We start from the raw sequence: 11,251 nt of genomic DNA on the forward strand, positions 1-11,251 counted from the left end.
ATTTTTGCTTTACACAAAACGTAAACTTATATCAACACTTCCACTTTGCGAATGGTTTGTTATGTCACATTACACCCGACCTCTGAATCGACAAGACTATAAAACCCTAACGCTGGCGGCCCTAGGCGGCGCGCTGGAGTTTTATGATTTCATCATCTTCGTCTTCTTCGCCGCGGTGGTGGGGGCGCTCTTCTTCCCGGCGGACATTCCTGAGTGGCTGCGTCAGGTGCAGACTTTCGGCATCTTCGCTGCAGGCTATCTTGCTCGTCCGCTGGGTGGCATCATCATGGCGCACTTCGGCGATCTGGTCGGGCGCAAAAAAATGTTTACCCTCAGTATCCTGCTGATGGCGGTGCCTACGTTAGCGATTGGCCTGCTGCCAACTTATGCCAGCGCCGGGCTGGCCGCGCCGCTGCTGCTGCTGTTCATGCGTATTTTACAGGGCGCAGCGATTGGCGGTGAAGTACCGGGGGCCTGGGTGTTTGTGGCCGAGCATGTGCCGGCGCGTCGTATCGGCATTGCCTGCGGGACGCTGACGGCAGGGCTGACGGTGGGAATTCTGCTGGGCTCGGTGGTGGCGACGCTGATTAATACCCAACTGAGCGTGCAGGCAATCCACGACGGCGGCTGGCGTATTCCGTTCCTGCTGGGCGGCGCGTTTGGCCTGGTGGCGATGTACCTGCGCCGTTGGTTGCAGGAAACCCCCATTTTTCTTGAAATGCAGCAGCGTAAAGCGCTGGCGCAGGAGTTGCCCATCAAGTCGGTGGTGCTCAAGCATAAGCCGGCGGTGGTCGTGTCGATGCTGCTGACCTGGCTGCTCTCAGCTGGCATTGTAGTGGTGATTCTGATGTCGCCAGTGTGGCTGCAAAAACAGTACGGCTTCGCCCCCGCGCTGACCTTACAGGCGAACAGCGTCGCAACGGTTATGCTCTGTATCGGCTGCCTGCTGGCGGGGTTGATTGTGGACCGCATAGGTGCCAGTAAAACGTTTATCGTTGGCAGCATTCTGCTCGCCTGCTCAAGCTGGTTTTTCTATCACCTTGCGGGAACGCACCCCGAGCAGCTGTTCTTATTGTACGGGCTCGTGGGGCTGTGCGTTGGCGTGGTAGGGGCGGTGCCGTACGTGATGGTACGCGCTTTCCCGGCGGAGGTACGCTTTACCGGCATCTCTTTCTCTTACAACGTCTCCTATGCCATTTTCGGCGGCCTGACGCCCATTGCCGTCACCATGCTGATGGGCGTATCACCGATGGCGCCAGCCTGGTACGTGCTGGCGCTGTCGTTGATGGGGTTGGGGCTTGGTATCTGGCTGCGTAAAGAGCGACAGGCAGCCAGCCGTAGTCCGGCTGAGGCGTAAGCCAACGCAGGGGCACGTGACGCCAACCCCGGCGTCATGTGCCTTAATGAATAATGGCGACGTCCTTAAACGTAAACCGTTTTTTCTCCCCCGCTTCCTGATAGCCGATACGAATGAAGACGCGCAAATCTTCCAGCCAGGCGTAATCGCTGCTCATCGCTTTCCCATCGCCCCGGTCGTCGGTGCAGATAAGCTCAATATAGCGGCCAGGTAAAGCCTCATTCAGCATCGCGGCATCGCGCCACGGGCCCTCTGCACGACAATCCTGACGCTTCGATTTGCTTTTCTCCGGGCTGCCCTCGTTTTGCAGCACCGCGTGCCAGTGATACTGCTTGCCTACCACAGGTGCTGCGCTAACGTTGGTTTCCAGCGTTCGGGCGATAAGCGGGCTGTTTTGCATCGAATCCCATTGCTTCAGGTCGACGAGATTGAATAATCGCTGGTACTGGCTATAGAACGTCACGCCTTTAAGCACCAGCGTATCGAGCGTTAACGTGCTGCCGTCTGGCAGCCTGTCGATGCGGGTCTTACCGCTGATGTCCGCATCACCAGGCCACACCGGCGTAAAAGTGAGGCGGGTAAAGGTCGGCACATCATGGCCATTCTTTAGTATCGTCATCACGCTCTTGCTTACCGCTTCTGGCTGCGGGTAGCGGGCTAATGCGTTCGGATCGTTGTGTTCAAAATCGGGGATTACCAATGGGGCATCCGCTTCATTTTTTGGTCGGGCAACCCACGCGCCGCTGCCGGTGAACTGGTTAAGATCCTGTAAGGCGCACAGTTTTGCTACCGGTGCGATAAGCGAGGAGGGGAGCGACGTGAAGGCCGTCTCCGCCGGGGTGGCGTTGTCGGTAACGAAGGTGGCATTTAGCGAGAATGTTCGCGCAATGCGCGCCTGTTGGTTATCGCAATTCACCTGTATCTGGCTAATTTTAAAGTCGTAGGGCGCGTCATACTGTTTTTCGCGATGCACCTGGGCGTAATCCGTACCGATGCGCAGGTTAAGCTGATTGCCCTGACGATGGCTGTTATTGAGATCGATAAACGGCTGGTCGCCGTTCTTATCCGCGTTGGTCAGCCCTACCCAGCGAGGCTGTACGACGTTTTGCTTACAGACATCCAGCGCGGGATCGGTGTTCATTAAGCTATCGGCGTCGGGCTCGAAAGGCACGCCGGGAACGTAGCGGGCGAAAGAATTACCGCCGTAGGCGCGGATATGACTCCCCGTCAGCGTCTGCAGATTCATATACAGCAGCGTTTTTGTCCGGGTCTGGCAATCGACGTTTAGCCACAGATTATTTTGCGAGCCCTCTGACATCGTAATGTGGTAAACGGTATTGATACTGTTCCCTACGCGCACGGTGTTTTCCTTATCCCAATCAACGCTTCTGACTTCGGGCGTGGGTAGCGCATGAGCGCTCGCGGGTAGCAAGGCACCGCAGGCCAGAAGCAGGGGATATACAGACGTGAGGCGCATCATCAATCATCCTTTTCATCATGAGAAGTTATTGAAAATAGCGCAGATAACGTGGAAGTGATAATCCCAGGAACGGTAGTTTTCAGGCAAAAAAAAACGCCGGACAGGCCGGCGTTTTTCAGATGAGGCGAGGATTAGTGCTTTTCACCAATCGGCAGTACGGTACGGCCGAACTGTTCGTTCAGCACTTCACCCATTGCCAGATAAATGGCGCTTGCGCCACAGATCAGGCCTACCCAGCCAGCCACGTGGATAATCGCTTCGTTGCCGTTAATGTTGCCAACCGCCAGCAGAGCGAACAGCACGGTCAGGCTGAGGAACACGAACTGCAGCATGCGTGCAGCTTTCAGCGTGCCGAAGAACATGAACAGCGTGAACACGCCCCACAGGCCAAGATACACGCCGAGGAACTGTGCGTTTGGCGCTTCGCTCATCCCCATCTTCGGCAGCAGCAGAATGGCCACCAGGGTCAGCCAGAAAGAGCCGTAGGAGGTAAAAGCGGTCAGACCGAAAGTATTCCCTTTTTTGTATTCCAGCAGGCCCGCGAAAATCTGCGCGATACCGCCGTAAAAAATACCCATAGCGAGAATAATGCCGTCAAAGGCGAAGAAACCGGCGTTATGCAGGTTAAGCAGAATGGTGGTCATGCCGAAGCCCATCAGGCCCAGCGGTGCCGGGTTAGCCAACTTAGTGTTGCCCATAATTCCTCAAATCATCATTGAATGGTGAAATAATCTCCCCAGTGCTGGGGGGCGCGGCATGATAATCAGGAGTAAACGGGCTGTCTATGATCTCATCGGGGGAAAATGAACTATTTTCCCCCTTTAACTCATTCCCCGTGCGGGCAATTAAACGACGCTGGTGGGCAATATGCTGCACGGCAGGGATGGTGGAGCGGCCTGGATCATGCCGATCGCCGGGCTTATCGTGACGCTTAAAAGGGTTTTCATTGTTTTTATTACCAGGGCACTCATTTCAGTGAGTGAAATGTTGCCGGGGGATTTGATCCCATAGCAGCGCGACTTTTAGCGCTGAATCACAGTGCTTTATGAATTTAATGTACTGAATGTAATGGTTTTTTAAGGTTCTGTTGATGAGTGTGTGCAGTCAAGGCGGCAGAAATAAAATCGCACTGAATGAAAAATTTTTAACGCTGCCCCTTGATGGATGACGTTGCGACCCCATCTTGTAGTCAACCGCAGTGAGTGAGTCTGAAAAAAAACGATTCAGGGCTGTTGAAACCGTAGGTTTCGCCCTTATTACAGAATCACAACCACATGTTGACTGAATTTTTAGTGGAGACGTTTAGATGGGTAAAATTATTGGTATCGACCTGGGTACTACCAACTCTTGTGTAGCGATTATGGATGGCACTACTGCACGCGTGCTGGAGAACGCCGAAGGCGATCGCACCACGCCTTCTATCATTGCCTATACCCAGGATGGTGAAACTCTGGTTGGTCAGCCGGCTAAACGTCAGGCAGTGACAAACCCGCAAAACACCCTGTTTGCGATTAAACGCCTGATCGGTCGCCGCTTCCAGGACGAAGAAGTTCAGCGTGACGTTTCTATCATGCCATACAAAATTGTTGCCGCAGATAATGGTGACGCATGGCTTGATGTGAAAGGCACTCGTACTGCACCGCCGCAGATCTCTGCTGAAGTGCTGAAGAAAATGAAGAAAACGGCTGAAGATTACCTGGGTGAACCGGTAACTGAAGCGGTTATCACCGTACCTGCATACTTCAACGATGCTCAGCGTCAGGCAACTAAAGACGCCGGTCGTATCGCAGGTCTGGAAGTCAAACGTATCATCAACGAACCAACCGCAGCTGCACTGGCTTACGGTCTGGATAAAGAAGTCGGCAACCGTACTATCGCGGTCTACGACCTCGGTGGTGGTACCTTCGATATTTCCGTTATCGAAATCGACGAAGTTGATGGCGAAAAAACCTTTGAAGTTCTGGCAACCAACGGTGATACCCACCTGGGTGGTGAAGACTTCGATACCCGCCTGATCAACTACCTCGTTGACGAGTTTAAGAAAGATCAGGGCATCGACCTGCGCAATGACCCGCTGGCGATGCAGCGCCTGAAAGAAGCCGCTGAGAAAGCGAAGATTGAACTGTCTTCCGCTCAGCAGACCGACGTGAACCTGCCGTACATCACCGCAGACGCGACCGGTCCTAAGCACATGAACATCAAAGTGACCCGTGCGAAACTGGAAAGCCTGGTAGAAGACCTGGTTAACCGTTCCATCGAGCCGCTGAAAGTTGCGCTGCAGGATGCTGGCCTGTCCGTATCCGATATCCAGGACGTTATCCTGGTCGGTGGGCAGACTCGTATGCCAATGGTGCAGAAGAAAGTTGCTGAGTTCTTCGGTAAAGAACCGCGTAAAGACGTTAACCCGGACGAAGCTGTTGCTATCGGTGCAGCGGTTCAGGGCGGCGTTCTGACCGGTGAAGTTAAAGACGTGCTGCTGCTGGACGTTACCCCGCTGTCTCTGGGTATCGAAACCATGGGCGGTGTGATGACTGCGCTCATCAACAAAAACACCACCATTCCGACCAAGCACAGCCAGGTGTTCTCTACTGCTGAAGACAACCAGTCTGCGGTAACTATCCACGTGATTCAGGGTGAACGTAAACGTGCATCCGATAACAAATCACTGGGTCAGTTCAACCTGGACGGTATCAGCCCGGCACCGCGCGGCATGCCGCAGATCGAAGTGACCTTCGATATCGATGCTGACGGTATCCTGCACGTTTCCGCGAAAGACAAAAACAGCGGTAAAGAGCAGAAGATCACCATTAAGGCTTCTTCCGGTCTGAACGAAGAAGAAATTCAGAAAATGGTTCGTGACGCCGAAGCTAACGCCGAAGCTGACCGTAAGTTTGAAGAGCTGGTTCAGACCCGTAACCAGGGCGACCATCTGCTGCACAGCACTCGTAAGCAGGTTGAAGAAGCAGGCGAACAGCTGCCGGCTGACGACAAAACTGCTATCGAGTCTGCGCTGACCGCGCTGGAAGCGTCTCTGAAAGGCGAAGACAAAGCGGACATCGAAGCGAAAATGCAGGCGCTGGCGCAGGTTTCCCAGAAACTGATGGAAATCGCTCAGCAGCAGCACGCACAGCAGCAGGCGGGTGCCGCAGGCGCTGACGCTTCCGCGAACAATGCGAAAGACGACGACGTTGTTGACGCAGAGTTCGAAGAAGTGAAAGACAAAAAATAATCGCCCTGATGCAGGGTAATTAATCGGCACGGGCGAAGAGGTTTCCTCTCCGCCCGTGCTCGCATGTTAAGGGGCTGAAAAAAACCAATGGCAAAGCAAGACTATTACGAGATTTTGGGCGTTTCCAAAACAGCGGAAGAGCGTGAAATCAAAAAGGCGTACAAGCGCCTGGCCATGAAGTACCACCCGGACCGTAACCAGGGTGATAAAGAGGCCGAAGCCAAGTTTAAAGAGATCAAAGAAGCGTACGAGATCCTGACCGACGCGCAGAAGCGTGCGGCCTACGATCAGTACGGCCATGCGGCCTTTGAACAGGGCGGTATGGGCGGCGGTGGCGGCGGTTTCGGCGGCGGCGCAGACTTCAGCGATATCTTTGGTGACGTATTCGGCGATATCTTTGGCGGCGGTCGCGGTCGTCAGCGCGCGTCCCGTGGTGCAGATCTGCGCTACAACATGGATCTGACGCTGGAAGAAGCGGTGCGCGGTGTCACCAAAGAGATCCGCATCCCGACGCTGGAAGAGTGTGACGTCTGCCACGGCAGCGGTGCCAAGGCGGGCTCACAGCCGCAGACCTGTCCAACCTGTCATGGTTCAGGCCAGGTGCAGATGCGTCAGGGCTTCTTCGCCGTACAGCAGACCTGTCCGCACTGTCAGGGTCGCGGTACGCTGATTAAAGATCCGTGCAATAAATGTCACGGCCACGGTCGCGTTGAGAAAACCAAAACCCTGTCCGTGAAGATTCCGGCAGGCGTGGACACCGGCGATCGTATTCGTCTGAGCGGTGAAGGCGAAGCGGGTGAGCATGGCGCACCGGCAGGCGATCTGTACGTTCAGGTGCAGGTGAAACAGCACGCTATCTTTGAGCGTGAAGGTAACAACCTGTACTGCGAAGTGCCGATCAACTTCTCGATGGCTGCGCTGGGCGGCGAGATAGAAGTGCCGACGCTGGATGGTCGCGTGAAGCTGAAAATTCCGGGCGAAACGCAGACCGGCAAACTGTTCCGCATGCGCGGCAAGGGCGTGAAGTCCGTGCGCGGCGGCGCGCAGGGCGACCTGCTGTGCCGCGTGGTCGTTGAAACGCCGGTAGGCCTGAACGAGAAGCAGAAACAGCTGCTGAAAGACCTGCAGGAAAGCTTCGGCGGCCCAACCGGGGAAAACAACAGCCCGCGTTCGAAAAGCTTCTTTGACGGCGTGAAAAAGTTCTTTGACGATTTGACTCGTTAATCTTTCGCCGTAAGGCGAGGGCTGAATAAAAAACCCGGGGCATTGCGCTTCGGGTTTTTTTATTTCATCGGCTAAACTGAATTATCATCCAGAAATAACCTGATTTTTCCGAGTCTTTAAACGCGATACTATGGTTTTATCGATGTATAAAACACAATAGAGAGAGTAAAAGTGAAGCATCTTCAGCGTTTTTTTAGCAATGATGCCTCAGGGGGTATCATCCTGATTATTGCCGCAGCGTTGGCCATGCTGCTGGCGAACCTGGGCGCAACCAGCGGCCTGTATCATGCCTTCCTTGAGACGCCGGTTCAGCTGCGCGTTGGCGCCTTAGCCATCGACAAAAACATGCTGCTGTGGATTAACGATGCCCTGATGGCCGTGTTTTTCCTGCTGATTGGCCTGGAGGTTAAGCGCGAACTGATGCAAGGCTCGCTGGCAACCCGCCGTCAGGCGGTTTTTCCGGTGATTGCTGCCGTTGGCGGTATGGTGGTGCCGGCGCTGGTCTATCTGGCGTTTAACGCGCAGGACCCGGTGGCAAGCAGCGGATGGGCCATTCCGGCGGCAACGGATATTGCGTTCGCGCTTGGCGTCCTGGCCCTGCTGGGGAGCCGCGTGCCGGCGTCGCTGAAAATCTTCCTGATGGCGCTGGCGATTATCGACGATCTGGGCGCCATTGTGATTATCGCGCTGTTCTACACCAGCGATCTGTCCCTGCTGTCGCTCGCCGTAGCCGGTGCTGCCATTGCGGTGCTGGCAGTGCTAAACCTGAGCGGCGTACGCCGTACCGGGCTCTATATTCTGGTTGGCGTTGTGCTGTGGACGGCGGTACTGAAGTCCGGCGTACACGCGACGCTGGCTGGCGTGATTGTTGGCTTCTTTATTCCGCTGCGCGAGCAGGGCGGCAAATCGCCGGCGAAACAGCTTGAGCATGTGCTGCATCCGTGGGTGGCCTTTATGATTCTGCCGCTGTTCGCTTTCGCTAACGCGGGCGTCTCGCTGCAGGGCGTGACCCTGGAGGGGCTGACCTCGCTGCTGCCGTTGGGCATTATTGCCGGTTTGTTTATCGGCAAGCCGCTGGGCATCAGCCTGTTCTGCTGGCTGGCACTTAAGCTGAAGCTGGCGAAGCTGCCGGAAGGGGCCAGTTTCACACAAATTATGGCCGTTGGCCTGTTGTGCGGGATAGGCTTTACCATGTCTATCTTTATCGCCAGCCTGGCGTTTGGCAATATCGATCCATCGCTGATTAACTGGGCCAAGCTTGGTATTCTGATAGGTTCCGTCCTGTCGGCTGTGGTGGGATACAGCTTGCTGCGCGCCCGTTTAAAACCGGTGATGGCGTAAGCGAAAAATGATGATCAAAGGAGAGGGGAGCACAGGGCATGTCGCATATTAACTACAACCATCTTTACTACTTCTGGCATGTCTACAAGGAAGGCTCCATTGTTGGCGCGGCGGAGGCGCTGTACCTTACGCCGCAGACCATTACCGGGCAAATCAAAGCGCTGGAAGAACGTCTGCAGGGGAAGTTATTCAAGCGCAAAGGCCGCGGTATTGAGCCGAGTGAACTGGGTGAGCTGGTGTTCCGCTACGCGGACAAAATGTTCACCCTCAGTCAGGAGATGCTGGATATCGTGAACTACCGTAAGGAGTCCAACCTGCTGTTCGACGTCGGCGTGGCCGATGCGCTTTCGAAACGACTGGTTAGCGGGGTGCTTGACGCGGCGGTGGTTGAGGATGAACAGATTCACCTGCGCTGCTTTGAATCGACGCATGAGATGCTGCTGGAGCAGCTCAGCCAGCACAAGCTGGATATGATTATCTCCGACTGCCCGATTGATTCCACGCAGCAGGAGGGGCTGTTCTCGGTGAAGATTGGTGAGTGTAGCGTGAGCTTCTGGTGTATGAATCCGCCGCCGGAAAAACCCTTCCCTGCGTGCCTTGAGGAGCGACGTCTGCTGATTCCCGGCCGTCGTTCCATGCTAGGGCGCAAGCTACTGAACTGGTTTAACGTGCAGGGGCTTAACGTTGAAATCCTCGGCGAGTTTGATGATGCCGCGCTGATGAAAGCATTCGGCGCCGCGCACAACGCTATCTTTGTTGCGCCAACGCTGTATGCCCATGATTTCTATGCGGACGACAGCATTGTGGAAATTGGCCGCATGGATAACGTCATGGAAGAGTATCACGCAATTTTTGCCGAAAGGATGATTCAGCATCCGGCGGTGCAGCGAATTTGCCATCGCGATTATTCGGCGCTGTTTGCTGAGCCGGCGTAGGTCTGATAAGCGAAGCGCCATCAGGCAATTCGGTGCACGATGCCGGATGGCGGCTTTGCTTTATCCTGCCTGCAGACGGAATAGCAGGCATAAAAAAACCCGCATTAAGCGGGTTTTTTTCAAAGCTGATAACAAGCAGGCGATTAAGCCAGTTTGTTGATCTGTGCAGTCAGGTTTGCTTTATGACGTGCAGCTTTGTTTTTGTGGATCAGACCTTTAGCAGCCTGACGGTCCACGATCGGTTGCATTTCGTTAAATGCTTTCAGTGCAGTAGCTTTGTCGCCAGCTTCGATAGCTGCGTATACTTTCTTGATGAAAGTACGCATCATAGAGCGACGGCTAGCGTTGTGTTTGCGAGCCTTTTCAGACTGAACGGCGCGCTTCTTAGCTGATTTGATATTAGCCAAGGCCAACTCCCAAATGTGTTCTATATGGACAATTCAAAGGCCGAGGAATATGCCCGTTTAGCCTTCTTTTGTCAATGGATTTGTGCAAATAAGCGCCGTTAATTTGACAACGCTGCATTACGTATTGATGGCGCAGGATTCTACCAGCTTGTGACAGACGAATACAGTCTTTCCGGCACAAAAATCACGCGGCTCGACTATATTTTCTTGCCTTTTTAACGGATGCTGATGAAATCATTCCCTCTTTCCGTTATGAGGTGTAATCGCGGGTTAACCTTGACTGCTGTACAAGGTATACTCTGACGATTTTCACTCTTTTGAGCCAGACATGAAGCTGATACGCGGCATACATAATCTCAGTCAGGCCCCACACGGGTGCGTTCTGACCATTGGTAATTTCGACGGTGTGCATCGTGGGCATCAGGCGTTACTGCAAGGCTTACGTGCCGAGGGCAGATCGCGCGGTTTGCCTGTGGTGGTGATGATTTTTGAACCGCAGCCGCTGGAGCTTTTCGCGGCTGATAAAGCCCCGGCCCGCCTGACGCGCCTGCGTGAGAAGCTGTGCTATCTGGCCGAGAGTGGGGTGGACTACGTTCTGTGTCTGCGCTTTGACCGCCGCTTTGCCGCGCTGACCGCGCAGGACTTTATCAGCGAACTGCTGGTCAAACGGCTTGGCGTTCAGTTCCTCGCGGTCGGCGATGATTTCCGCTTTGGCGCTGGTCGTCAGGGTGATTTCTTGTTATTACAGAAGGCGGGCGCTGATTTCGGTTTTGACGTCACCAGTACGCAAACCTTCTGCCACGGCGGCGTGCGCATTAGCAGCACCGCGGTGCGCCAGGCGCTGGCCAACGATAACCTTGAACAGGCCGAAAGCCTGCTGGGGCACCCGTTTATTATCTCCGGGCGCGTCGTGCACGGTGATGAACTGGGCCGCACTATTGGTTTCCCGACGGCGAATTTACCGCTGCGTCGTCAGGTTTCCCCGGTAAAAGGGGTTTATGCGGTGGAAGTGACGGGGCTCGGTGATAAGCCCCTGCCGGGCGTGGCGAACATTGGTACGCGCCCGACCGTTGCTGGCGTTCGCCAGCAGCTGGAAGTGCATTTGCTCGACGTTGTAATGGACCTTTACGGTCGCCATATAGATGTAGTGCTGCGTAAAAAAATACGCAATGAACAGCGATTTGCTTCGCTGGATGAACTAAAAGCGCAGATTGCGCGTGATGAATTAACGGCCCGCGAGTTTTTTGGGCTTTCAAACCCGGCTTAAATGCCTACGTA

Annotated in this window: 9 protein-coding genes; 6 read left to right on the plus strand and 3 right to left on the minus strand. The window is 54.6% G+C overall.

The window, feature by feature from the left end:
* Positions 1-61: 61 nt before the first annotated feature.
* Positions 62-1,357 (plus strand): MFS transporter, encoded by a 1,296-nt coding sequence (locus H7R76_RS19640; RefSeq protein ID WP_182966203.1) that lies wholly within the window; start codon positions 62-64, stop codon positions 1,355-1,357.
* 43 nt (positions 1,358-1,400) lie between these two features.
* On the opposite strand, the gene H7R76_RS19645 is transcribed toward H7R76_RS19640, so the two are convergent.
* Together H7R76_RS19645 and satP are read right to left on the minus strand one after the other, a co-directional pair.
* Entirely contained in the window at positions 1,401-2,717 is a 1,317-nt protein-coding gene (locus tag H7R76_RS19645) for a hypothetical protein (protein WP_182966204.1), read from the minus strand.
* A 251-nt stretch (positions 2,718-2,968) separates the two neighbouring features.
* Positions 2,969-3,535 (minus strand): acetate uptake transporter, encoded by a 567-nt coding sequence (gene satP, locus H7R76_RS19650; RefSeq protein WP_106925282.1) that lies wholly within the window; start codon positions 3,533-3,535, stop codon positions 2,969-2,971.
* A 608-nt stretch (positions 3,536-4,143) separates the two neighbouring features.
* Between satP and dnaK the strand changes: the two genes are divergently transcribed.
* The 4 genes from dnaK (at position 4,144) to nhaR (ending at position 9,566) form a co-directional block, all read left to right on the plus strand.
* Entirely contained in the window at positions 4,144-6,066 is a 1,923-nt protein-coding gene (gene dnaK / locus H7R76_RS19655) for a molecular chaperone DnaK (protein ID WP_106925284.1), read from the plus strand.
* A gap of 87 nt (positions 6,067-6,153) precedes the next feature.
* Positions 6,154-7,290, plus strand: a complete 1,137-nt coding sequence (dnaJ, locus tag H7R76_RS19660; protein ID WP_106925286.1) for a molecular chaperone DnaJ — start codon at positions 6,154-6,156, stop codon at positions 7,288-7,290.
* 171 nt (positions 7,291-7,461) lie between these two features.
* Positions 7,462-8,631, plus strand: a complete 1,170-nt coding sequence (gene nhaA, locus H7R76_RS19665) for a Na+/H+ antiporter NhaA (protein WP_106925288.1) — start codon at positions 7,462-7,464, stop codon at positions 8,629-8,631.
* Between the two features lie 38 nt (positions 8,632-8,669).
* Positions 8,670-9,566: a transcriptional activator NhaR gene (nhaR, locus tag H7R76_RS19670; protein ID WP_106925290.1), complete on the plus strand. Its 897-nt coding sequence runs from the start codon at positions 8,670-8,672 to the stop codon at positions 9,564-9,566.
* 143 nt (positions 9,567-9,709) lie between these two features.
* On the opposite strand, the gene rpsT is transcribed toward nhaR, so the two are convergent.
* Positions 9,710-9,973, minus strand: a complete 264-nt coding sequence (gene rpsT / locus H7R76_RS19675; RefSeq protein ID WP_003018940.1) for a 30S ribosomal protein S20 — start codon at positions 9,971-9,973, stop codon at positions 9,710-9,712.
* A 328-nt stretch (positions 9,974-10,301) separates the two neighbouring features.
* Between rpsT and ribF the strand changes: the two genes are divergently transcribed.
* Complete coding sequence (ribF, locus tag H7R76_RS19680) at positions 10,302-11,240, plus strand: bifunctional riboflavin kinase/FAD synthetase (RefSeq protein WP_182966205.1); 939 nt, start codon at positions 10,302-10,304, stop codon at positions 11,238-11,240.
* Positions 11,241-11,251: the final 11 nt, after the last annotated feature.

Source organism: Klebsiella sp. WP8-S18-ESBL-06, from assembly GCF_014169755.1.
Lineage (GTDB): Bacteria > Pseudomonadota > Gammaproteobacteria > Enterobacterales > Enterobacteriaceae > Kluyvera > Kluyvera ascorbata_B.